The following is a 24,121-nucleotide window of genomic DNA, read 5'->3' on the forward strand; positions in this document are numbered from 1 at the left end:
TGCATGAAACGAGAGGTTGCGGACCGGCAATGACATCTGCTGATGACCTGATTTCCCTGGTCCGCGACTACAACCCGAAGGCAAATGAACAACGCCTGCGTGATGCCTATGCCTTTGGCGAGGACATGCACGAGGGGCAGTTCCGGCATTCGGGAGAACCCTATTTTACGCATCCCGTAGCGGTGGCCGCGATCCTGACGGAACAGCGGCTGGATGATGCGACCATTATCACCGCGCTGCTTCACGACACCATCGAAGACACCAAGGCCTCTTATGAAGAGGTCTCCTCGCGCTTTGGCGAGGAGGTGGCGATGTTGGTGGATGGGGTCACCAAGCTGACCAACTTGCAACTGTCCTCGCGCGAGACCAAACAGGCGGAAAACTTCCGCAAGCTGTTCATGGCGATGTCGAAGGACCTGCGGGTCATTCTGGTGAAGCTCGCCGACCGTCTGCACAACATGCGCACCATCCGCGCCATGCGGCCCGAGAAACAGGCCCAGAAGGCGCGCGAGACTATGGATATCTACGCGCCGCTGGCGGGCCGCATGGGCATGCAGTGGATGCGCGAGGAGCTCGAAGATCTGGCCTTCAAGGTGCTGAACCCCGAAGGTCGCCAGTCGATCATCCGCCGCTTTGTCACCCTGCAGCGCGAAACCGGCGATGTGATCCACCGGATTACCGGCGACATGCGCGGCGAGCTGGAAAAGGCCGGTATCGAGGCGGAGGTCTTTGGCCGCGCTAAGAAACCCTATTCGATCTGGCGCAAGATGCAGGAAAAGGACCAGGGCTTTTCCCGCCTTTCTGATATCTACGGGTTCCGGGTCATTACCCGATCCGAAGAGGACTGCTATCGCACCCTCGGCACCATCCACCAGCGCTGGCGCGCGGTGCCGGGGCGGTTCAAGGACTACATCAGTCAGCCGAAATCCAACGGCTATCGCTCGATCCACACCACGGTGTCGGGGCGTGATGGCAAGCGGGTGGAGGTGCAGATCCGCACCCGCCAGATGCATGACGTGGCCGAGTCGGGCGTGGCCGCGCATTGGTCCTATCGCGACGGCGTGCGTACCGAGAACCCCTTTGCCGTCGATCCGGCCAAGTGGATCGCCTCGCTGACCGAACAATTCGACGGCGAGGACGATCACGACGAATTTCTCGAAGCGGTCAAGCTGGAGATGTATTCGGATCAGGTGTTCTGCTTCACGCCCAAGGGCGACGTGATCAAGCTGCCCAAGGGCGCAACACCGATCGATTTTGCCTATGCCATCCACACCCGCATCGGCCATGCCTGCGTGGGCGCCAAGGTCGATGGCATCCGCGTGCCGCTGTGGACGCGACTGCGCAACGGGCAGTCGGTCGAGGTCATCACCGCCGAAGGTCAGACGCCACAGGTCAGCTGGCTGGAAATCGCCACCACCGGCAAGGCCCGTACCGCCATTCGCCGGGCCCTGCGCGAGGCGGACCGCGAACGCTTTGTGAAACTCGGGCATGAACTGGCCCGTTCCGCCTTTGAGCATGTAAACAAGAAAGCCACCGACAAGGCGCTGGAAACCGCCGCCCGCGCCCTGCGGGTGAGCGATGTGACCGAATTGCTCGCTCGACTTGGCGCGGCGGTGATCACCGCCCATGATGTGGTACAGTCGGTCTATCCCGAACTCACCGACAAGGAAGGCGAGGAGGTCTCCCCCCGCCGCGCGGTCATCGGGCTGGAGCCGGGACAGAAGTTCGAGCGCGCCTCCTGCTGCGAACCGCTGCCGGGCGAGCGGATCATCGGGATCACCTCGCGCGGGCATGGTGTGGTGGTGCATACGGCCGATTGTGACCGCCTCGGAGAATTCGAGGACCAGATGGAGCGCTGGGTGGATGTGCATTGGCATTCCGGCACCCATCCGGCGGTCTACAGCACCACGCTGGAACTGACGATCGGCAACGATGCCGGTGTCCTGGGCCGCATCTGCACGCTGATCGGTGAAAAAAAGGCCAATATCTCCAATCTTGAATTCGTTGACCGGAAACCCGACTTTTACCGCTTGATGATCAATGTGGAATTGCGTGATGTGGAACAGTTGCACTCGTTGATATTGACATTGGAAGCTGAAAGCGACGTCGCTGCGGTCGCGCGCTACCGGGAACAGCCTGGAACGCAACACCGTCCGATCTAGCCTCTTTGGCAGCAAGCACAGGGACGATCCTTTGGTATTCAGGCGCCGAGACAGACGCCCGCCGCTGAGGGCGGTTGCGGAGTTTCTCTGGCCCCGTGGGGGCTGGGGCCGGGCATTCCTGTATGTCAAACACCGGATTCGCCGGCTGCCAGACAGCCCGGAACGCATCGCGCGCGGGATCTGGGCGGGGCTTTTCACCACGTTCACGCCGTTTTACGGGGTCCACTTCATTGTCGCCGCGGTGCTATCGCGGTTGATGAACGGCAACCTGCTGGCCGCGCTTTCGGCAACCTTTTTTGGCAATCCGCTGACTTATGTGCCGATCGGGGTGATTTCGCTCCAGACCGGCCACTGGGTGTTGGGCAGCCAGCCGGTTGCCGAGGTGGATGCCACGCTCACCGACAAGTTCCTCGCCGCCGGGTCGGACCTTTGGTACAACGTCTATGCCATTGCCACCGGCATGCCGACAGATTGGTCGGGGTTGGAGATTTTCTATGACGAGGTCTTTTATCCTTATATGATCGGCGGGGTCATCCCGGGGATCGTCGTGGGTACCATTGGCTATATCCTGTCGGTGCCGGTCATTCGCACCTATCAGCATCGCCGCCGCCGCAAGATCAAGGCCAAGTTCGAGGCGATCAAGAAACGCGCCGAACTGGAAGCGGTCAACAGCCCGCATGCCCCCAGCGGGACCAAGCCGCCCGGCCGCACGTCGCGTGTTCTGCGTCCGGACTAAAGGGGCGCGTCACCCAAGCGCGACCTGCGTGCCCCTGCGGGACGGCTGCGTGGCCCGCGCGACGGGTCAGCGGGGGTGACGGAGAATTGTATCACTTGCCGCCTTGCGCCTTGCCTCTGCGCCGCGGCCCGCTAGGCTCGCGCTCAAAGACAGAAACGACAAAGAGCTTCTCTCATGTCCAAGACTTCCCTGCGCCTCGGCGTCAATATCGATCACGTGGCCACGGTGCGCAATGCCCGCGGTGGTGCCTACCCGAATCCGATCCGTGCCGCCAAGCTGGCAGAAGAGGCGGGTGCGGACGGGATTACCGCGCATCTGCGCGAAGATCGCCGCCACATCACCGATGCGGACATCGATGGTCTGATGGAGGCGCTCTCGGTTCCGCTGAATTTTGAAATGGCGGCGACCGACGAGATGCAGAAGATCGCGCTGCGCCACAAACCGCATGCCGTCTGCATCGTGCCGGAAAAGCGCGAGGAGCGCACCACCGAGGGCGGGCTTGAGGTGGCGCGCGAGGAAAACAGGCTGGCGCATTTCATTGCTCCGCTGCGCGATGCGGGGTGTCGCGTGTCGATCTTTATCGCTGCGGACCGCAAACAGATCGAGGCTGCCCATCGCATCGGCGCGGAGGTGATCGAACTGCACACCGGCGCCTATTGCGACCATCACGCCGAGGGCAATCTGGCTGCCCGCGATGCGGAGCTGGAAGCGCTGCGGGAGATGGCCAGCTTTGCGCATTCCCTCGGTCTCGAGGTGCACGCGGGGCATGGTCTGACTTATGAGACCGTGCAGCCGGTGGCGGCTTTCCCGGAGGTGATGGAGTTGAACATCGGGCATTTCCTGATCGGCGAGGCGATCTTTCGCGGCCTCACACCGGCCGTGCAGGAGATGCGCCGCCTGATGGATCTGGCCCGGGAGGGCGCTGCGCAATGAAGCTGGGTCGGTTTGCCGTCGTCTATCTGGCGACCATTGTCGGAATGCTGGTGATCGTCCTTCTGGTGCAGGCGATCGCCCGGTTCGATATCAGCAATTCTGGCATGGCGATTATCCCGGCGATGGTGGCGGCGCTTGTCGAAGGGCAGTCCTTCGCCCGCGCCGAAAACCGCCTGCCCGAAAGCCCGGAGATGTGGCGCTTTGCGCGGCGGGCCTCGGTCATTGTTCTGGGTCTCACCATGATGTCGGCTGCGGTCTTCAGCATCGCGGTGCCGGAGATCGCCTATATGCTGCGCCAGCCGAACGGGGCGGTGCTGCTACTTTTGGCGATCCTGTTTCAGACGCTGGTGTCGTTCTTCCTGATGCGTCTGTTTCTGGCGAGTGGCGCAAAATCTGCGCTTAAGGCCGCAAGCCGGAAGGGTGACCGGAGCTAGATAAGGAGGGGGCGAAACGGCAAATGATCCTTGAGACACCCGCAGCGTCCTTTGGCCTGATCGCGCTGGCGTTCCTTGTGGTCACGGCCTCGCCAGGCCCGGCCAATCTGGCCTGCGCGGCGGTGGCGATGTCCGAGGGGCGCAGGGCGGGACTGCGCATGGCGCTTGGACTGGCGTTGGGGCTGTCTGCCTGGGGGCTGGCGGCGGTGGCGGGACTTGGAACCCTGTTGAGCCGGTTCGAAGGCGCGCTGGTGGTGCTGAAACTGTTCGGTGCGGCGTATCTGCTGTGGTTGGCGATGGATGCGGCCCGATCCGCGACACGGGTCACGCCACCGGTTCTGCCTGTCTCGGGGCGCAGCCGGTTTCGCCGCGGGCTGATCTTGAACCTCTCCAATCCCAAAGCGGTGTTTGCCTGGATGGCGGCGCTTTCGATGGGGCTTGAAGCAGAGGACGGTCTGGGGCCGATGTTGTTGGCGGCGCTGCTCTGCATGGGTCTCGGAGTGGTCAACTACCTGCTCTGGGCGGTGGTGTTTTCCACCAGACCCGCCATGCGCGCCTATGATCGGATGCGCGGCTGGATCGAGTGGGCGGTGGCGGGGCTGTTTGCTATCGCCGGGCTGGGCCTGTTGCGCGCGATCCTGGATCGCTGAAATCGCTGCAAAGGAGCGTAAGGATGGAGACGTCACATTTTCTGTTGCCGCTTGCGACTGTTGTCCTGGGCTGGGTGCTGGCAGGCGGCAGCCCCGGACCGGCGACGCTGACCATTTCCGGCACTGCCATGGCCCAGGGGCGGCGGGCTGCCGTGGTGCTGGCGCTGGGGGTGCTGAGCGGGTCGGCACTTTGGGGGTTGGTCGCGGCGCTTGGCTTTGCAGCGATCATGCGGGCCAATGTCTGGATGTTCGAGGTCATCCGCTACGCGGGGGCGGCCTATCTGTTCTATCTGGCGGTAAAGTCGCTGCGCGCGGCCTGGCGGGGGCAGGCACGGCGGGCGCCTCCGGCGGCGGATGGGGTGCTTTTTGTCAAGGGGCTGCTGCTGCATCTGACCAACCCGAAGGCCGTTCTCGCCTGGGGCGCGATCTATGCCATTGCACTGGCGCCCGGGGCGCCGGCGGCGGCGGTCTGGCAGCTTTATGGCCTGCTGATCTGTGTCTCCGCGATGGTGTTTGTCGGCTATGCGTTGCTGTTTTCGGTTGCCGTGATCGGTCGTGCCTATGCCCGCACGCGTCGTGGGTTTGAACTGGCCTTCGGGCTCCTGTTTGGTGCCGCGAGCCTCAAGATCCTGACGTTGCGGTTGGCCTTGTGATGTCTCACAGGATGCGCGCATGATTTTGGGGATTGGCACCGACCTGGCCAATATCGACCGTATCCAGCGGACGCTGGACCGGTTTGGCGACCGGTTTCGCAATCGTGTTTTTACCGATGTGGAGCAGGCCAAATCGGAACGCCGTCGCGATGTGGCTGGCACCTATGCCAAACGCTGGGCCGCCAAGGAGGCCTGTTCCAAGGCGCTGGGCACCGGGCTACGGATGGGAATTGCCTGGAAGGACATGGCGGTGTCGAACCTGCGCAGCGGCCAGCCGGTGATGCAGTTGAGCGGCTGGGCGGAAGCGCGGCTGGCCGAGATCACACCGCCGGGGCATGAAGCGGTCATCCATGTGACGCTGACCGACGACCATCCCTGGGCCCAGGCGATCGTGCTGATCGAAGCGCGCCCGGTGGCGGCCGGGTCGACGCAATCTCCGGATCACCTTTAACCCCAGATGCATTACGCCACCGGTGCAGAGAGGGGTTGCGCTGCGCCACGCGCATCGCGCGGGGGGCGGGCGCCGCACCTGCGGTGCGGCGCCCGCCCGATCAAGACCAACGGGCCAGCCCAAGCACCCCGCCTGTCGACGTTGCCGGTGGCCGCAACCGGATCGGTGCCCGGAGAGACCGCGGCTGCGCGGAGCCCATATTGCCCGCTGGCGGCACCAGCCTTGCGTTGCGACGCCGCGTCCCTTGCTGCGCCACATCATGCCCGTGCCAACGCCACCGCTTGACTTGCGGCGGGCGGCCCCGCATGTACGCCCGGACCCGCCCACAAACGACCGGAGAGCCTGATGGCGTCGAAAACCACTGCTGGGAATTCAATCGTCGAGACGATCAAGACCATTGTCTATGCGCTGCTGATTGCCGGTGTCTTCCGCACCCTGTTCTTTCAACCTTTCTGGATCCCGTCCGGCTCGATGAAGGAAACGCTGCTGGTCGGCGATTTTCTCTTCGTCAACAAGATGGCCTATGGATACTCTTACGCGTCCTGCCCCTCGATCCGCCTCGGGGCGATCGGGGTCAATATCGATGCCAAGGACATCTGCGGCTTTCTTGATGGCGACAACAACCGGATCCTCGGCGGCACGCCGGAGCGGGGCGATGTGGTCGTCTTTCGCCACCCCGTGAATGGCACCGACTACATCAAGCGCCTGGTCGGGCTGCCGGGAGACAAGCTGCAAATGAAAGACGGGGTGCTGCACATCAATGGCACCGCCGTCGGGCTGATGGATGATGGCGTGTTCGAAGAAACCATGGAACGCCAGGGGCCGCAGGGGACCTTTCCCCGCTGCGAAAACGATCCGGTCGGGCAGGGCGGCACCTGCGAGAAATCACGCCGGATCGAGACCCTGCCGGGTGGCACGTCCCATGCCGTGATCAATATCGGCATGCAGGGCAGTGACAATACCGGCATCTATCACGTCCCCGATGGCCATTACTTCTTCATGGGGGACAATCGGGACAACTCTGCCGACAGTCGCGTGCCGCAGGCCGTGGGCGGTGTCGGCTATGTGCCCTATGAAAACCTGATCGGGCGCGCCGACCGGATCATGTTCTCTTCTGCCGGTCGGTCGATGTTGTTCTTCTGGACCTGGCGCGGGGACCGCTTCTTCAAAGGGATCTACTGATCTTTCCCGTCCTATCGTTCCTGGCGAGAGCCGCAGGCATCCCCGCCTGCGGCTCTTTGCGTTGCGGGGCGCTCCGGGTTGGTCGTGCCAAGCGTGACCGGGGTGATTTTACCGCAAACGCAAGGCAGGATCCCGCGCGGGGTGCTTTCCTCTTTCGCGGTGGTGGGATATGGAACAAATCCACCGGGGCCAGCGTGCCCCACCGTTGTTCGAGGACCACACGTGAAGCTTTCCCGCGATATGCTCGCTTTTCAGGACCGGCTTGGCTACCGTTTTGCCAGCCCGGAGCTGCTGTTGCGCGCGCTGACGCATCCCTCCGTGTCGTCGCCCACCCGCCAGGACAACCAGCGTCTGGAATTCCTCGGCGACCGGGTTTTGGGGCTGGTGATGGCGACCGCTTTGCTGGAGCATGACAAACAGGCCACCGAAGGCCAGCTGGCCCCGCGGTTCAACGCGCTGGTGCGCAAGGAAACCTGCGCCGATGTCGCCCGTCAGATCGATATCGGTGCGGTTCTGAAATTGGGCCGTTCAGAGATGCTCTCGGGCGGGCGGCGCAAACAGGCGCTGCTGGGGGACGCGATGGAGGCGGTGATCGCCGCGATCTACAAGGACGCGGGCTTCGAGGCGGCGCAGAGTGTTATCCTGCGTCTCTGGGGCAAGCGGATCGGCACCGTCGAGGACGACGCGCGCGACCCCAAGACCGCGCTCCAGGAATTTGTCCAGGCCCGCCGCCAGCCGCCTCCGGCCTATGTGCTTGTTGCCCGGACAGGCCCCGATCACGAACCCATCTTTACGATCGCCGCCCGGCTCGAGGATGGCACCGAAGAACAGGCCACCGCAGGATCCAAACGCCTTGCGGAACAGGCTGCCGCCAAGGCCCTGCTGGCCAAACTGGAGCAAGAGACATGACCACACGCGCAGGCTTCATCGCCCTCATCGGCGAGCCCAACGCCGGCAAATCCACGCTCCTGAACCGCATGGTGGGGGCGAAGGTGTCCATCGTGACCCACAAGGTGCAGACCACCCGCGCCCGCATCCGCGGCGTGGCCATGGAAGGCGACAGCCAGCTGGTGTTTGTCGACACTCCCGGTCTGTTCCAGCCGCGCCGCCGGCTTGACCGCGCCATGGTCGCGGCCGCCTGGGGCGGGGCCGCGGATGCGGATGTGATCGTGCTGCTCATCGAGGCCCATCGCGGTGTCACCGAAGGCGTTGAGCGTATCATCGAAAACCTCGGCGAAGTCGCACAAGACCGCCGCGTGGCCCTGGCGATCAACAAGATTGATCGGGTACAGTCCGATGTGCTCCTTGGCCTCACCAAGGACCTGAACGACCGGTTCCCCTTTGCCGAGACATTCATGATCTCGGCGGAAAAGGGCTACGGCACCGACGATCTGCGCAGCTGGCTGGCAGCGGAACTTCCCGAAAGCCCCTGGCTCTATCCCGAGGATCAGATCGCCGATCTGCCTCTGCGGATGATCGCGGCGGAAATGACCCGGGAAAAGCTGACCCTGCGCCTGCATCAGGAACTGCCCTATCAGCTCACCGTCGAGACCGAAAAATGGGAAGAGCGCAAAGATGGTTCCGCCCGCATCGATCAGGTGGTCTATGTGGTGCGCGACGGTCACAAGGGCATCGTTCTGGGCAAACGGGGTGAGACGATCAAGGCAGTGGGCCAAGCCGCGCGCGCCGAGTTGGAAGAGTTTCTGGATCGCAAGATCCACCTCTTCTTGCAGGTCAAGGTGCGCCCGAACTGGCTCGAGGAATCCGAGCGCTATTCGGAAATGGGCCTGGAATTCAAGGACGGCAACTGACGCCGCCCCGGCCTCTGACATCGCGCCGCCGCACCCCGTGGCGATCACGAGAGCATCTTCATCTTCTCCAAAATATCCCCGCCGGAGGCTCCCCCGCTGCGTCCGGCGCGCCTTCTGCGGCACTTGCGCCGTGCCGTAATCTTTCCCTAAATACTCCCGCCGGAGGCGCCCATGGGATGCCCCGCAGGCCGCCATTGCAGCAGGAGCGCCCATGCCCCGCCTTACCGCCCGTTTCTGGGTTGATGCCTACCTGGCCCGCTTGCGGTTTCAGGACATCCCCGCCTTTGTCACCGCCCATGGCGATGACACTGCCGGTGCGGTGCTGGTCAAGCTCAACACGCTCGACGGGCAGGCCCGGGTCTATCAGCGTTCGTTTGACCTGATGACGGGAGACCGCAAATGGGTCGAACTGACCGCAGGCGCGGATGCCGAGGCCGAGGCCTCCATCGCCCGGCAGCGCCAGTTCGACAGCGACCTCTGGGTGATCGAGGTCGAAGACCGCGCAGGGCGCCACCTGCTGGATGAGCCGGGGCTGGACTAGGCGATGGACTGGCGCGATCACGGCATTCTGCTGACGGTGCGCCGGCATGGCGAATCCTCCGCCCTGATCGAGGTCTTTACCGAACATCACGGGCGGCATGCAGGGCTTGTGCGGGGCGGCGCCAGCCGCAAGATGGCCCCGCATCTGCAACCGGGGGCGCAACTGGATCTCGGTTGGTCGGCGCGGCTCGAAGATCACCTCGGCACTTACAAGGCCGAACCCCTGCGCAGCCGCGCGGCGCTGGCGATGTCGGGGCGGCTGGCGCTGGCCGGGCTCAATGCGGTCTGCGCGCTGCTGGCCTTTGCGCTGCCGGATCGCGAACCACATCCGGATCTCTACCGGCGCAGCGAGGCGCTGCTGCAGCTGCTCGACAATGCCGACCTCTGGCCACTGGGTTATCTGCGCTGGGAACTGGGCCTGCTCGAGGAGCTGGGCTATGGCCTTGATCTGACCGCCTGCGCGGTGACCGGCGCGACCGAGGGGCTGGCGTATGTCTCCCCCAAGACTGGCCGCGCCGTGTCTGCCGCCGGGGCGGGGGACTGGGCCGATCGGCTGCTGCCGCTGCCGCCGGTGATGCTGGGGCAGGGCGCGGCGGCGGATAGCGAGATCGTGACCGCGCTCGGCACCACCGGCTACTTTCTCGAGACTAAACTGGCCCCGGCGCTGGGGAACCGCCCCCTGCCGCAGGCGCGGGGGCGGTTCCTTGACGTTCTGGCCCGGCGCGTCTAGCGACGCCTCGGGCCGCCTGACGCTCAGTCGGTGGTGTTGCGCCAGACCGAGAACAACACCATCGTATCGTTGTTATCCGCATCCGAGCCGCCGTCGTTGGAGGCCAGCATGGTCGCCAGCCCGTTTGCGGCCACATCCATCTGCTGGGTGGCCACCACGATGGGCGACCGCTGCCAGACATCGTTGTCGTAGTATTGCACATTGCCGAAATAGGTCAGCTGTTCCGGCACCCCTTCGGTGGTGGAGATGGTGACGTGGTCCAGCGCATATTGCGATCCCGCTGCGCCGCCTGCGCTGTCTTTTTGCACGTAGTTCAGCCCGTCACCGAACAACGACAGCCGCTGGGTATAGCCCGAGGTCTGCGCGCCCTGGATGAAGACCGCCAGGTGACCGCCGCTGGTGCCGCTCTGGAACGGTTCCAGGTCGATCGGCACCGGCGCGAAGAGGGTGACATCATCCTCCGCACCGCAGGCGGCGATTTCCGCCTGATCGCCGATTTGCAGATCGCTCTGGATGCACCACTGGTTGGATGCCAGCGTCAGCGCCCCCTGTCCCGTCCAGGTGAAAAGCTGGTTGGTATCGGTGCTGCCGACACAGTTCCAGACCTGCACCTTGGTGCCTTGGCCGGGATGCGCGGTATCCACGTCGAGGCATTGATCCTGCTGCCCGGGGGTGCCGAAGACGATGCGCTGCGGCGTGGCGGTGGTTTCAGACACATGCCAGCGCGGCGCGTCGCTGTCGCAGGCGACGCCGACAACGGCGGTACCGGCCACGGGTGGCTGGGTCTTGACGCCGAGGCAGACCCGGCTGTCGTCGTCGGGGGCATTGATCACCATGACGCCGGTCGGTGAGGTGCTGTCCTGCGCCATGACCGATGTCGCAGGTAGGGAGAACGCGACAACACAGAGGAAGCGGCAGAGCCGGGGGATGGGATGGAAAAGATCAAACACGAACCAATACTCCTTTTATGGTTGCACGATTAGGCAGACAAACAATCTAAGGAGTCTTTAATGCGGGTCGCGAACAACCTGAGGTGGTTTATGGGCGCGAAGCGGACGAAGAGGTAATCCTCTCCTCTGCGCGGGCCAATGCGCGGGTTTTTGCCGTCAGGGACCGCCCTCGGGACAATCGCGCCAGCCGCGATGCGGAAACCGTCACAGTGTTGATACCTCGGGCAAAGATAGTGCCGGCGATTCACAATGGGACCGCCGCTGCCCGCGGTCTTTCCCAGCACACGCCACCAAGGTGGTTATCAGCAAGGAAGGAATGAACATGGTTGATAAGACGCTCCTCGATCTCTCCTGGGACGATTTTGACGAACACCGCGATCCGCGCCCGGCGTCGAATGAGTTCGATGCCGTGGTCGAACGCGCGGTGTCGCGTCGCGGGTTCCTTGGCGGTGCGCTGGCCTTTGGGTCCGGTGCGGCGGTCTTTGGCACCGGGCTGATGTCCTCCACCACCGCATCGCGCGCGGAGGGACATGCAAAATTTGCGTTCAAACCGATCGACATCGCCACCGACCACGCGGTTCACGTGCCCGAAGGCTATAAATCCCAGGTTCTGGTGCGCTGGGGGGATGCGCTCTGGTCTGACGCCGATGGTGCCTATTCCGCCGACACCGGCGTGTCGCCCGAGATGTCCGACAAGGTCTTTGGTGAGAACACCGACGGCATGGAACTGTTCGAGGTCGACGGGCGTGAGATCATCACCGTCAACTCCGAGTATGTGAACCCCAAGATCAACCTGCCCGCCGCCTCCGAAGGTGTGCCGCAGACCGCCGAAGAGGTGATGCTGCTGAAGAACCTGCAGGGTGTCACCGTCATGGAGATTGCCAAGGGCGACAGCGGCTATCAGGTGGTCAAGGACAGCCCCTACAACCGCCGCATCACCCATGAAACCGAAATGACCCTTGCCGGTCCCCTGGCTGGGCACGATCTGGTCAAGACAAATGCCGATCCCGAGGGCCGCACCGTCAAGGGCACCATGAACAACTGCGGTTCGGGCAAGACCCTCTGGGGCACCTATCTGACCTGCGAGGAAAACTTCAACGGCTACTTCGGCGCCACCGGCGAGATGCCCGAGGGCCAAGGCTACATCCGCTACGGCATCGGGGGTGAGGGGCGCTACGCCTACGAGAAATTCGACGCGCGTTATGATCTGTCGAAAGAGCCGAACGAGCCGCACCGCCATGGGTTCGTGACCGAAATCAACCCCGCCGACGCGACCTCCACGCCTGTCAAGCGCACCGCGCTGGGTCGCTTCAAACATGAGAATGCGGAAATGGTCCACGCCGCCGATGGGCGCATCGTGGTCTATATGGGCGATGATGAACGGGGCGAATATCTCTACAAATACGTGTCCACCAACACCTGGGCCGAAGGCGAGCCGACCGACGGTCTGCTGGACGACGGTCAGCTTTATGTGGCGAAGTTCAACGACGATCAGACCGGCGAATGGCTGGCCCTGACGCCGGAGGCCACCGGCATGGAGGCGGCAGAGATCCTCTGCTTCACCCGTATGGCGGCATCGGCGGTGGGCGGCACCACCATGGACCGTCCGGAATGGGTCGCCTGCAACCCGCTCAAGGCCGAAGGCTATTGCGCGCTGACCAACAACAAGAACCGCGGCGTGAAGCCGAATGCCGGCGGCGATGACACCTCCGTCAACGGGCCGAACCCGCGCGAGACCAACAACTTTGGTCAGATCGTGCGCTGGACCCCGGCCGAGGACAACCACGCCGGCGCGGGGTTTACCTGGGATCTCTACGTGATGGCGGGCAATCCGAAGGTCTATGACAACATCTATGCGGGTTCTGCCAACATCAACGAAGGCAATATGTTCAACTCGCCCGATGGCATGGCGTTTTCTTCGGACGGCATGCTCTGGATCCAGACCGATGGCGATGATGACAACGAAGGCGAGTTCGAGGGCCAGGGCAACAACCAGATGCTGGTCGGCGATCCGGAATCGGGTGAAATTGCCCGCTTCATGACGGTGCCGAACGGCGCCGAAGTCACCGGCCTGTGCTGGTCGCTCGACAAGACAGTCGCCTTTGTCGGCGTCCAGCATCCCGGTGGTGCCTGGCCCGATGGCGAAGGAAAACCGCGGTCGTCCATCGTTGCCGTCTGGCGCGAAGACGGCGCCACGATCGGCTAAGCTTCGGCGCGTACAAACCAAGCAGAGCCCTCTCCGGATGGAGGGGGCTTTTGCTTTGACGTCGTTGCAGTGGGCGTCTGTGGGGTCGTTCGTTGACTTTATTCAATACTGTCAGGGTGATATGTCAGCGTTCTGACCGGAGGTTGCGCTTGAGGGGCAACAGGACAGGCGGGCTGATGTCATCTTGGACCTATCCTGGAACCTGGCCGGTAATCATGTCCCGTACGCGCAGCGCGTAGCGGTCGGTCATGCCGGACACAAAATCCGTGAGCGCATGAGCTGCCGTGTGGTCGTCCACCACCCCGCGCAGGTCTAGATCCACCGCCCGCACCAGCTGCGCCCAGTAACTGTGCTGCTCCAGCAACCGCTCGGGGTCCCAGTCACAGGCCTTCAGCGCGTCGAACAGCCCGTGGAATTCGTCGAGGATCGTGAAGATGACGTGCCGCCCCACCACCTCCAGCTCGGTCTTGCGCCGCGCGGTGAAGATCCGCGCATTTGAGATCTCCTTCAGCTGAGCAAAGGCCCGTGCCTTGGTGGAAACCTCCATCAACCCGTCATTGAATGTTCCCGCCATGATGGCGTCGTAGTTCTCCAGAAACGCCTGCACCGCGCTGTCAATCGACGCCCCGATGGCCATGGCCCTTAGCATGCCGACCCTGTCGCGACGGGTCATCATCGCATCGTCGGCGCGGTTGGGTTTGCCGGTGATCTCTTCGAGGATGCCGGACACGGTCTCATTGTCCAGATCACCAACAGTTGCCGCATCCTCGAGGTCGAGAATGCGATAGCAAATGTCATCCGCCGCTTCGACCAGAAAGGCCAGCGGGTGCCGGCGCCACCAACGCTGGCCCTGCGGGGTGCGCTCCTCGGGCAGGCCAAGCGCCGTGGCGGCCTCGGCAAATAGCTCTTCCTCAGCTGCAAAACAACCGAATTTCTTGAGGCCGACATATGCGGTTCCTGCCTCCATCGCCTCGCGGGCGGCGTGGCGTGTGGTGGGGTATTTCGCAAAGGCGCCCAGCGTTGCGTAGGAGAGCCGCATACCGCCTGCGCGCCGCGCCATTTCCAGGCGTGCAACGATGCGGAACCCCTGGGCATTTCCCTCGAAGGCTTCGAACTCGCCGCGATGCCGGGCAGGGATGCCCGCCGCGATGCCTGTGCCCTGACCTCCATTGGCGGCGAACTGGCGGCTGAACCAGGCACCGATGCTGGCCTCGCCGGAGTGGCCGAAGGGGGGATTGCCGATGTCATGGACCAGACAGGCCGCCTGCACCGTCCCGGCCATCACATGCTGGAGCCCCTCGGCCAGAAGCCCCTCCTTGACCAGCGCCTGACCGACCTGGATGCCAAGCGACCGCCCCACCGAAGAGGTCTCCATCGAGTGGATCATCCGGTGGTGGACATGGTCGTGGTCATAGAGGGGGTGCACCTGGGTTTTCTGCGCCAGCCGCCGGAAGGGTTCCGAAAACAGGATGCGGTCATAATCCTGCAAATAGGCAGGACGATCAGGCGCATCGGGGAAATCCGGTCGACACAGGCGTCCCGGGTTCAGCAGTTGCGTCCAGTCCATGGGGCTCTCCTGTGCCAGTCCGTCGGGTGGTGCCTAGAAAGCCTGTCGGGGGGCGAAATGCAACCGGTCTATAGCAGGACACCCAACGGGAACGGAGCAGGCAATTGGGGAGCGGGGGGCGCTCCCGCCCATCTGCACCACCCGCCCCCGCGCGATGCGCTTGGCGCAGCGCAAAACCTCTGACCGTTCGCCCGATCTTGATGTGTGGGGGGACTAGGGAGCCGGTGGCTCCAATCCGCTGTCCTCGAGCTTGTGGTCCGGTTCCACATGGATCGTGACATGCACGCCGGGCAGGGCGGCTTCGATCTCCGCCTCCAGCCGATCACAGATCACATGGCTTTCGGCAACGGACATGTCACCGTCGACGACCATGTGGAATTCCACGAACATCGCCTTGCCCGCCCGCCGGGTCTTGATGTCGTGGATCTGGAGCGCGCCGCCGCCGGAGCCCAGGATGACCGCTTGAATCTTCTCCTGTTCCTCGGCGCTTGCGGCTTTGTCCATCAACCCGTCGACCGAGTCCGAGACGACATGCAGGCCTTCGCGCAGGATGTTTAGGGCCACCAGCAGCGCGATCACCGGGTCAAGCATATGCCACCCCGTCAGCAGCACCAGAACCAACCCGCAAATGACCCCGAAGGAGGTCCAGACATCCCCCATGAGATGCCGTCCTCCGGCCTTGAAGGCGGGGGAGTTCAGGCGTGCCCCGGTGCGCAGCAGGACTTGCGCCCAGATCAGGTTCACCCCCAGGGCGAGGCAGTTTACGGTCAGCGCAAGCGGTGTCAGCGCCGCTTTGGTCATGCCAAGCAGCGCCCCGTAGGCCTCGTGCAGGATCAGGGCGGCGGCCAGGATGATCATGATGCCTTCGATCACTGCGGAAAAATATTCTGCCTTGTGGTGGCCAAAGGGGTGTCCGGCATCAGCGGGACGTTCCGCGTAGCGGATGGCAAACCAGGCCAGGACCGCCGCCGATACGTTGACGAGGCTCTCCATCGCGTCGGAGAACAGGGCCACCGATCCGCTCAGCCCCCAGGCCCCGAGTTTCAGGGCGAGAACCAGCACGGAAACAAGAATGGTGCCACCTGCAACCTGCCGAGCCGTGAGGCGGGTCTCCAAACCAAAGCACATCCGCTCAGCTCACCCAGGCGCGGCGCAAGAGGTTGAGGCCGGCGATCAGCAGGACAAACAGGGTCGCCCGGCGAAAAGTGCTCTGCTCGATGCGATCCTGCAACCGGCCGCCGATCCACATCCCCAGTACCGCAGGCAGGATCATCAGGACCGAGAACGGCAAGGTTTCACGGCGCATCACGCCTGAGCCGATATGGGCAAAGAACAGCACCACCGCCCCAAGGCCGTAAATTACGCCCTGTATGCGCATCTGCTCCTTCTTTTCAGTGCCAAGCGCCGTCAGATAAGCCACCGTGGGCGGCCCCCAGATACCGGAGAACCCGCCGATGAACCCGGCAAAGGCACCAATGCCGATTTCCATGCGGCGCGAGGCCTCATGCAGCACCAGCTGTTTGCCCATCAGCTGCGTCAGCGCAAAGAGTGTGATCGGCGCCCCGATGATCAACAACATCACCTGAGCAGGCAGAACCCGCACCATCTGCGCGCTCAGCAGGAGGAACAGCCCGCCCACCAGCAAAAAGGCGCGAAAACGCTTCATCGACTCCCAGGCGGCGCCCGGCCCCTGTTTGAGCGCCTGAAACCCGTTGGTCACCAGTGTGGGCAGAATCAGCCCTGCCAGCGCCAGATCCGGTGCCATGATCGAGCTGAGACCCGACACCATGATCATCGGCATGGCAAAACCCACAAGGCCCTTGATGGTGCCGGCAAGCAGCGCCACGGCAAAGGCGAGGACAAACCCGGCAGGGGCAAGAAAGGGAAAGAACTCCGTCATGCCCTGCGTTTAGCACAGTCAGCACGTGCTGCACGCGCAAAACGACAGAGTAACAATAGAACATTATTTCGACCATTCAGGATTTAATGTTGCGCTGCAACTGCGAAATAGCCTATCACCAGTGCAGCTTTGAGGAGGACGCTCATGCCCCATGATGGACAATTGGATGGACAGGATATGACCCCCACGACGCCGCTGCTGCCAGACCTTCTGTCGCTGACCGAGGGCGCTCTGGCGCCGCTGGATGCGCTGCTGGAGATCGCAACATCGCGGGTGCGTGAGACCGTCAGCGATGGCGGGCGCGTGTCGGGCGCTCTGGTCGAGCAGAATCAATACGCTGCCCATGGGCTCGCGTGGCTGGCCACCTATGTCTACGCCCTGCGTCAAATGCACCGCTGGGCCGAGGCGCTCTCGGGCGCGGGCAAGTTTGGCGAGATGGAGCAGCTGATCCACCAGATCGCCTTTGGAGAATGCCTCTGGCAGATCTACGGCGGCATTCAGATGAATCAGGGCGAGGTTCTGCGCCTGCAGGATCTGGGTCTCAGCCAGGATGACCAGCGCGCGATGATGGCACCGGCGGTGATGACGCTGACGCAGTCCGGCAATACGCAGGCAGCGCGCGTGCGTCTGGTCGAACTGATGGAGCAGCAATCTGGTAGCACCATGTTCGGCACCTCCGGTCTGGACGAGGAGCTGGAGATGATCCGCGACCAGTTCCGCCGCTACGCGCAGGAGAAGGTCGAGCCCTTTGCCCATGACTGGCACCTCAAGGACGAGTTGATCCCGATCGAGGTGATTGAGGAGCTGGCGGAGATGGGGGTCTTTGGCCTGACCATCCCGGAGGAGTTTGGCGGCTTTGGCCTGTCCAAGGCCTCGATGTGCGTGGTCTCCGAGGAGCTGTCGCGTGGCTATATCGGGGTGGGCAGCCTTGGTACGCGGTCCGAGATCGCCGCCGAGTTGATCCTCGCCGGGGGCACCGACGCCCAGAAAGCGAACTGGCTGCCCAAGATCGCCAGCGCGGAGATCCTGCCGACCGCTGTTTTCACCGAGCCGAACACGGGGTCTGACCTCGGCTCTCTGCGCACCCGTGCAGTCAAGGATGACAATGGCGATTACACGATCACCGGCAACAAGACCTGGATCACCCACGCGGCGCGGACCCATGTGATGACGCTCCTGGCGCGGACCGATCCGGAGACCACCGACCATCGCGGCCTGTCGATGTTCCTGGCGGAGAAGGTGCCGGGCACGGATGAGAACCCGTTCCCGACCGAGGGTATGACCGGTGGTGAGATCGAGGTCTTGGGTTATCGCGGCATGAAGGAATACGAACTGGCCTTCGATGGCTTCCACGTGAAGGGCGAGAACCTCTTGGGCGGCGAAGAAGGCAAGGGCTTCAAACAGCTGATGGAGACCTTTGAGAGCGCCCGCATCCAGACCGCGGCGCGGGCCATCGGGGTGGCGCAATCGGCGCTGGATATCTCCATGCAATACGCGCAGGACCGCAAGCAATTCGGCAAGGCGCTGATCAACTTCCCCCGGGTGTCGTCGAAGCTGGCGATGATGGCGGCCGAGATCATGGTGGCGCGGCAGCTCACGTATTTCTCGGCATGGGAAAAAGATAACGGCCACCGCTGCGATCTGGAGGCTGGGATGGCAAAGCTCCTTGGCGCACGAGTGGCCTGGGCGGCGGCGGACAACGGGTTGCAGATCCATGGCGGCAACGGCTTCGCGCTGGAATACAAGATTTCCCGCGTGCTGTGTGATGCGCGCATTTTGAATATCTTTGAAGGTGCGGCAGAGATCCAGGCGCAGGTGATCGCGCGGCGACTGCTGGCCTAGAAGACGCAAATAGCACTGCGCCTGGCCATGGGTGGCCCCCCTCCCGTGGGGACGTCGAGCATTTTCGTCAAATTGCCCGGCGCATCTGGAGAGATTTGTGATATCGCTCCGGTATGATGCGCTTCCTTTTCCTCTGCCTGCTCTTCCTGAGTGCCTGCGGCGATAGCCCCGTTGGGCGCGAGGCCCGCATTCTCGCTATGGGCGATTCCATGATGGCGTGGAACAGCCTTGGCGGACAGTCGATCCCGGATGTTGTCGCGGATCAGTTGGGAGAGCCCGTCGTTGATCGTTCCGTGTCGGGCGCGCGGATGATCTACCGCCTGCCGATCAGCGGTGCCGCGGGCCTGTCGATCCCGAAGCAATATCGCGCGGGCCCTTGGGACTGGGTGATCCTCAGCGGTGGCGGCAACGATCTGTGGCTGGGGTGCGGCTGCGGTCAGTGTGACCGGAAGATGGATAGGCTGATCTCCGAAGATACCACGACCGGGGCCTTCCCGGAGCTTGTGTCCCGCATCCGCCAGGACGGCGCGCGTGTGATCTTGCTGGGCTACTTGCGCACTCCGGGCCGGTCCTCCCCGATCGAGAGCTGTCGTGACGAAGGCGATGAGCTGGATGCCCGTCTATTGAGACTGGCCCAAGCAGACGCAGCCGTGACCTTCCTGCCTGCGGCCGACCTGGTGCCTCATGGCGATCTGAGCTTTCATGCGCTTGATCGCATCCACCCTTCGCCCAAGGCCAGCCGGATCATCGGCGGCAGGGTGGCAGAGGTCATTCGGTTGGCGCCTGATCCCATTAAATCTCAGTAAGTACTTCGGTCCGTCAGATCGGACAGGCAGCGCCCGAATTTTTGGAACGCAAAAGCCCCCGCCGAGGCGAGGGCTTACTGACTTCACGACAGCGGCGGGATCAACAGATCGCGGCAGCCTTCACGTCGTCGTCGATATAGGGCAGGTACTGCTCAAAGTTGTCAGAGAACATCTGCACCAGTTTTTCGGCCTGGGTGTCATAGGCATCCTTGTCATCCCAGGTGCGGCGCGGGTCCAGCAGCACTTCGGCCACGCCCGGCGCAGCCACCGGCACGTCAAAGCCGAAATTCGGATCCTTGCGGAACTCCGCATTGGCGAGGGAGCCGTCCAGCGCTGCGGTCAGCAGGGCGCGGGTGGCTTTGATCGGCATGCGGGAGCCGGTGCCATAGGCGCCGCCGGTCCAGCCGGTGTTCACCAGCCAGCAGGTCGCACCATGGGCGGCGATCTTCTCGCGCAGCAGGTTGCCATAAACCTCTGGGCGGCGCGGCATGAAGGGCGCACCAAAGCAGGTGGAGAAGGTCGGCTCCGGCTCGGTCACACCACGCTCGGTCCCGGCCACCTTGGAGGTGAAGCCGGACAGGAAGTGATACATCGCCTGTGCAGGTGTCAGCCGCGCGATCGGAGGCAGCACGCCAAAGGCATCACAGGTCAGCATGATGATGTTCTTCGGATGGCCGCCACGCGCCGACTCGGAGGCATTGGAGATGTAATGCAGCGGGTAGGCACAGCGCATGTTGGCGGTCAGGCTGTCATCATCGAAGTTGAGATCGAAGGTCTCCGGATCAAACGTCATGTTCTCGATCACGGTGCCGAATTTCTCGGTGGTGGCGTAGATCTCGGGCTCCGCCTCGGGGTTGAGGTTGATGGTCTTGGCGTAGCAGCCGCCCTCGAAGTTGAAGGTGCCGTTGGAGGCCCAGCCATGCTCGTCATCGCCGATCAGCACCCGGTCGGGGTCTGCCGACAAGGTGGTCTTGCCGGTGCCGGAGAGGCCGAAGAACACGGCCGTGTCGACCGGGTTGCCCTTGGCATGGTTGGCGGAACAGTGCATCGGCATGATGCCCTTTTCCGGCAGCAGGTAGTTCAGCAGGGTGAAGACGGACTTCTTGTTCTCGCCTGCATATTCGGTGCCGCCGATCAGGATCAGCTTGCGGTCGAAGTTCAGCGCGATGACGGTTTCCGATTTGCAGTCGTGCTTTTTCGGGTCCGCCTGAAAGCTGGGGCAGTTGATGATGGTGAAATCAGAGGTGAAATCATCCAGATCCTCGCGGTCGGGACGCCGCAGAAGGTGACGGATGAACAGGTTGTGCCAGGCCAGTTCGGTCACCATGCGCACGTTGATCGCATGCACCGGATCGGCGCCACCGACCAGATCCTGCACGAAGTAGTCGCGGCCCTTCATGTGCTCCAGCATGTCTTCATAGAGTGCGTCGAACCCCGCAGGGCTCATTTCGGCGTTGTTCTCCCACCAGATGGTGTCTGCAACGCTGTCGGTCTTGACGACATGTTTGTCCTTGGGCGAGCGGCCGGTGAACTTGCCGGTGGTCACCAGAAAGGCGCCGCCCTTGCCGAGAGTGCCTTCGCCGCGGCCCAGGGCCGCTTCGACCAACGCAGGCTCCATGAGGTTGTAATAGACATTGCCCAGACCCTCGATCCCTTGATCCTCGAGGCGGAAGTGCGGGTTGACCCGTCCAGATGTCATCTTGTGTCTCTCCTGGGTGTCGGCCTGTTGCGTAGGATTGCGGCCGCATGGAACTTTCGCTGCGCCGAACGGCGCCGAGGCGCAATAATAGCACCTCTTGCCCGGGTCTTAACATGAGGTTTTGCAGGAAGAACAGGACGCTTTGGCGACGTTAGCGCAACCACGCAAACCTTTAGCGCCACCAGAAGTTTCGCATAGTGAACGATGCTGTTTCACACGCGTGTCACTGATGTTTCACGACCGCGTCTTTAACGATTGCTAAGACATTTTTGCGTCAATGGGCGCCAAGATTTTGCCTGATTCGTTAATCAGGGATTGATTCGGGGCGTCTTCCACGCGACAAAGGACGCAAAACAAACGAATAATGAGCAGATAAGGGCAAATCCGATGTCAAAGATTGCTTTGGTCGATGACGACAGGAACATCCTGACCTCGGTGTCGATGACACTGGAGGCCGAAGGGTTCGAAGTCGAAACCTATAATGACGGGCAGGCGGCACTCGACGCGTTCAACAAGAAACTGCCGGATATGGCAGTTCTGGACATCAAGATGCCCCGCATGGATGGCATGGACCTGTTGCAGCGTCTGCGGCAGAAAAGTCAGATGCCGGTGATCTTCCTGACCTCGAAGGATGACGAGATCGACGAGGTTCTGGGCCTGCGCATGGGGGCGGACGACTACGTCAAGAAACCCTTTTCGCAACGGCTTCTGGTGGAACGCATCCGGGCGCTGCTGCGCCGCCAGGAGGCCGTCGCCACCGATGAGGTCGGCACGGCGCCGGAGACCAAGGTGATGGAGCGCGGCCACCTGCGGATGGACCCGCTGCGCCACGCGGTGAGCTGGAAAGGCCAGGACGTGTCCCTGACCGTGACCGAGTTCCTGCTGTTGCAAGCGCTGGCGCAACGTCCCGGATTTGTCAAAAGCCGCGATCAACTGATGGATGTGGCCTATGATGATCAGGTCTATGTGGACGACCGCACCATCGACAGCCATATCAAGCGTCTGCGCAAGAAGATGCGCAGCGCCGATGCGGATTTCGCGGCGATCGAGACCCTCTATGGGATCGGCTACCGCTATAACGAAGAGTAAGGTCCCGGTGGTCGGGAGCTTTGGCGGAGATAGGCGCGCATGCGCGACTCGAGCGTGACTGACAATGACCGGCTTTCGGGCCGGGACCGACGCCGCGATGGTGATGTGGTACTGGGCGATGACTGGGTCGCCCCGGAGCAGACGGTCGGACGGGAGATGCAGGCGCGCCGGGCCCGCAGAGGGCTGTTTTCCCTGCGCAGTTCGCCGCTGACCCGCAAGATCATCACCTTCAACCTGATTGCCCTGATCATTCTTGTATCCGGCATCCTGTACCTGAATTCCTCCCGTCAGAGCTTGGTGTACCAACGTCTCGGCACGCTGGTGTCGGAGGCGATGCTGGCGTCGGATGTGCTGGAAGCGGAACTGCCCGCCGAAAGTGCCGTCAGCCTGGCGGCAGGCGAGGGCATTGATGTCTCCGGGGCGCTGCAAAGCCTGTCGTTGCGCGGCGGGGTCGAGGTCTTTGTCTATGACGCCGACCTGACGCTGGTGGGGCGACAGCAGGGGGTGATGCGCGCCGATGCGCTGAACCGGCTGAATGAAAACGACGAAGGGCGCACGCTGATCACCGATTCGCTGACCGCGATCTGGACGGCGCTGGGCGGCGGCAACCGCGCGGCGACCCCTCCGGATGTGATCGAAATACCCGAAGCGCAATTGGCAGATCTGACCCAGCGCGCCCTGGCAGAGGGCACGCAGGTCAGCGCGGTGCCGGATACGGCGGGGGGCACTGTCTATGCAGCGGCGACTCCGATTCTGCACTTGGGCAACACCGCGGGGGTTCTGGTCATGACCTCGGCCACCGGCGAAATCGACCGGCTGGTCCGCAGCGAGCGGGAACGGGTGTTGCAGATGTTCGTGGTGGCGCTGCTGGTCTCCGTCGGGCTGAGCCTGGTGCTGGCCTCCACGATCGCCAACCCGCTGGCCGATCTGGCAGAGGCGGCAGAGCTGGGCAAGGATCGTGACAGCGACAAGGTCAAACCGGGACGCATCCGCATTCCGGACCTCTCCGCCCGCCCCGATGAAATTGGCCGATTGAGCCGGGCGCTGCGCGGAATGGTAAAAGCGCTCTATAATCGTATCGATAGTAACGAACAATTTGCAGCTGATGTGGCACATGAGATCAAGAACCCTCTGGCCAGTTTGCAGTCTGCTGTTGGCACGCTGCGCATGGTTCATCGGGAGGACCAGCGGGAGAAGCTGATGGAAGTGATTGAACATGATGTGCGTCGTCTCGACCGGTTGGTGAGTGACATCTCCAACGCGTCGCGGTTGGATGCCGAACTGGTGAAGGAGGACGAGGAAGATTTCGACCTGCTGACCATGCTCGGGAATCTGAACCAGTATCTGGGCGAGGATGCGCGCGGCAAGGGCATCGACTATATCACCGAGCTGCCGAATGAGCCGATTCTCATTCGCGGGCTGGAGGCGCGGCTGGCGCAGGTCTTTGTGAATCTGATCACCAACGCGATCTCTTTCTGCGAAGAGGGCGACGCGATCCGGGTCTGGGCCCGCCGCCGCGACAATCGTGTGCTGGTGGTGGTCGAGGACACCGGCCCCGGCATTCCCGAACAGGCGCTGTCCAAGATCTTTAAACGCTTCTACTCGCAGCGTCCGGACGAGCATTTCGGCAACAACTCGGGCCTTGGCCTGGCGATCTCCAAGCAGATCGTCGAGGCTCATGGGGGCGTGATCTGGGCCGAGAACATCCGCCCGACCGAAGCGGACCTGACCTCGGAACCCCTCGGCGCGCGTTTCGTGGTCGGCCTGCCGGTCTGACCCG

22 protein-coding genes are annotated in these 24,121 nt (G+C 63.0%); 17 read left to right on the forward strand and 5 right to left on the reverse strand.

The features are described from left to right. The first annotated feature begins 29 nt into the window (after positions 1–29). The 12 genes from MHM97_RS12110 to recO all read left to right on the forward strand — a co-directional run bounded on the left by MHM97_RS12110 (position 30) and on the right by recO (position 10,282). Entirely contained in the window at positions 30–2,162 is a 2,133-nt protein-coding gene (locus MHM97_RS12110) for a RelA/SpoT family protein (RefSeq protein ID WP_239322611.1), read from the forward strand. 31 nt (positions 2,163–2,193) lie between these two features. After that, positions 2,194–2,898, forward strand: a complete 705-nt coding sequence (locus MHM97_RS12115; RefSeq protein ID WP_239322612.1) for a DUF2062 domain-containing protein — start codon at positions 2,194–2,196, stop codon at positions 2,896–2,898. Positions 2,899–3,072: 174 nt separating this feature from the next. Continuing rightward, the gene (locus tag MHM97_RS12120; RefSeq protein WP_239322613.1) at positions 3,073–3,831 is read left to right on the forward strand and encodes a pyridoxine 5'-phosphate synthase; all 759 of its coding nucleotides are present in this window, start codon (positions 3,073–3,075) and stop codon (positions 3,829–3,831) included. Then, positions 3,828–4,265: an ABZJ_00895 family protein gene (locus MHM97_RS12125; RefSeq protein ID WP_239322614.1), complete on the forward strand. Its 438-nt coding sequence runs from the start codon at positions 3,828–3,830 to the stop codon at positions 4,263–4,265. Before MHM97_RS12120 ends, MHM97_RS12125 begins: the two co-directional genes overlap by 4 nt. Before the next feature lie 23 nt (positions 4,266–4,288). Further along, complete coding sequence (locus tag MHM97_RS12130) at positions 4,289–4,915, forward strand: LysE family translocator (protein WP_239322615.1); 627 nt, start codon at positions 4,289–4,291, stop codon at positions 4,913–4,915. A 23-nt stretch (positions 4,916–4,938) separates the two neighbouring features. Next, the gene (locus MHM97_RS12135) at positions 4,939–5,568 is read left to right on the forward strand and encodes a LysE family transporter (protein ID WP_239322616.1); all 630 of its coding nucleotides are present in this window, start codon (positions 4,939–4,941) and stop codon (positions 5,566–5,568) included. A gap of 19 nt (positions 5,569–5,587) precedes the next feature. Further along, entirely contained in the window at positions 5,588–6,019 is a 432-nt protein-coding gene (acpS, locus tag MHM97_RS12140) for a holo-ACP synthase (RefSeq protein WP_239322617.1), read from the forward strand. A gap of 345 nt (positions 6,020–6,364) precedes the next feature. After that, entirely contained in the window at positions 6,365–7,201 is an 837-nt protein-coding gene (lepB, locus tag MHM97_RS12145) for a signal peptidase I (RefSeq protein ID WP_239322618.1), read from the forward strand. Positions 7,202–7,423: 222 nt separating this feature from the next. Next, entirely contained in the window at positions 7,424–8,110 is a 687-nt protein-coding gene (rnc, locus tag MHM97_RS12150; protein ID WP_239322619.1) for a ribonuclease III, read from the forward strand. Beyond that, the gene (era, locus tag MHM97_RS12155) at positions 8,107–9,012 is read left to right on the forward strand and encodes a GTPase Era (RefSeq protein WP_239322620.1); all 906 of its coding nucleotides are present in this window, start codon (positions 8,107–8,109) and stop codon (positions 9,010–9,012) included. Before rnc ends, era begins: the two co-directional genes overlap by 4 nt. A 211-nt stretch (positions 9,013–9,223) precedes the next feature. Next, positions 9,224–9,553 carry a DUF1491 family protein gene (locus MHM97_RS12160; RefSeq protein WP_239322621.1) on the forward strand — a complete coding sequence of 110 codons (330 nt, stop codon included), beginning with the start codon at positions 9,224–9,226 and terminating at the stop codon, positions 9,551–9,553. Between the two features lie 3 nt (positions 9,554–9,556). Continuing rightward, positions 9,557–10,282: a DNA repair protein RecO gene (gene recO, locus MHM97_RS12165; RefSeq protein WP_239322622.1), complete on the forward strand. Its 726-nt coding sequence runs from the start codon at positions 9,557–9,559 to the stop codon at positions 10,280–10,282. Positions 10,283–10,305: 23 nt separating this feature from the next. Here recO and MHM97_RS12170 read toward each other — a convergent pair whose 3' ends face one another. Beyond that, positions 10,306–11,232 (reverse strand): ricin-type beta-trefoil lectin domain protein, encoded by a 927-nt coding sequence (locus tag MHM97_RS12170; RefSeq protein ID WP_239322623.1) that lies wholly within the window; start codon positions 11,230–11,232, stop codon positions 10,306–10,308. A gap of 322 nt (positions 11,233–11,554) precedes the next feature. Between MHM97_RS12170 and MHM97_RS12175 the strand changes: the two genes are divergently transcribed. Continuing rightward, positions 11,555–13,438, forward strand: a complete 1,884-nt coding sequence (locus MHM97_RS12175; protein ID WP_239322624.1) for a PhoX family protein — start codon at positions 11,555–11,557, stop codon at positions 13,436–13,438. Between the two features lie 190 nt (positions 13,439–13,628). Here MHM97_RS12175 and dgt read toward each other — a convergent pair whose 3' ends face one another. From dgt to MHM97_RS12190, 3 genes are all read right to left on the reverse strand, one after another. Continuing rightward, positions 13,629–15,005 carry a dGTP triphosphohydrolase gene (dgt, locus tag MHM97_RS12180; RefSeq protein WP_239322625.1) on the reverse strand — a complete coding sequence of 459 codons (1,377 nt, stop codon included), beginning with the start codon at positions 15,003–15,005 and terminating at the stop codon, positions 13,629–13,631. Positions 15,006–15,218: 213 nt separating this feature from the next. Further along, entirely contained in the window at positions 15,219–16,133 is a 915-nt protein-coding gene (locus MHM97_RS12185) for a cation diffusion facilitator family transporter (protein ID WP_239322626.1), read from the reverse strand. A 4-nt stretch (positions 16,134–16,137) separates the two neighbouring features. Beyond that, positions 16,138–16,905, reverse strand: a complete 768-nt coding sequence (locus MHM97_RS12190; protein ID WP_239322627.1) for a sulfite exporter TauE/SafE family protein — start codon at positions 16,903–16,905, stop codon at positions 16,138–16,140. 144 nt (positions 16,906–17,049) lie between these two features. Between MHM97_RS12190 and MHM97_RS12195 the strand changes: the two genes are divergently transcribed. Further along, on the forward strand, positions 17,050–18,747 hold the full coding sequence (locus MHM97_RS12195; RefSeq protein WP_239322628.1) for an acyl-CoA dehydrogenase family protein: 1,698 nt from the start codon (positions 17,050–17,052) through the stop codon (positions 18,745–18,747). Positions 18,748–18,860: 113 nt separating this feature from the next. After that, on the forward strand, positions 18,861–19,553 hold the full coding sequence (locus MHM97_RS12200) for an SGNH/GDSL hydrolase family protein (protein ID WP_239322629.1): 693 nt from the start codon (positions 18,861–18,863) through the stop codon (positions 19,551–19,553). 100 nt (positions 19,554–19,653) lie between these two features. On the opposite strand, the gene MHM97_RS12205 is transcribed toward MHM97_RS12200, so the two are convergent. Continuing rightward, on the reverse strand, positions 19,654–21,252 hold the full coding sequence (locus tag MHM97_RS12205) for a phosphoenolpyruvate carboxykinase (RefSeq protein ID WP_239322630.1): 1,599 nt from the start codon (positions 21,250–21,252) through the stop codon (positions 19,654–19,656). 387 nt (positions 21,253–21,639) lie between these two features. Between MHM97_RS12205 and MHM97_RS12210 the strand changes: the two genes are divergently transcribed. Next, the gene (locus MHM97_RS12210) at positions 21,640–22,341 is read left to right on the forward strand and encodes a response regulator transcription factor (protein WP_239322631.1); all 702 of its coding nucleotides are present in this window, start codon (positions 21,640–21,642) and stop codon (positions 22,339–22,341) included. Between the two features lie 39 nt (positions 22,342–22,380). After that, entirely contained in the window at positions 22,381–24,117 is a 1,737-nt protein-coding gene (locus tag MHM97_RS12215; RefSeq protein ID WP_239322632.1) for a sensor N-terminal transmembrane domain-containing protein, read from the forward strand. Positions 24,118–24,121 lie beyond the last annotated feature (4 nt).

The organism is Epibacterium sp. Ofav1-8, assembly GCF_022348185.1.
Lineage (GTDB): Bacteria > Pseudomonadota > Alphaproteobacteria > Rhodobacterales > Rhodobacteraceae > Epibacterium.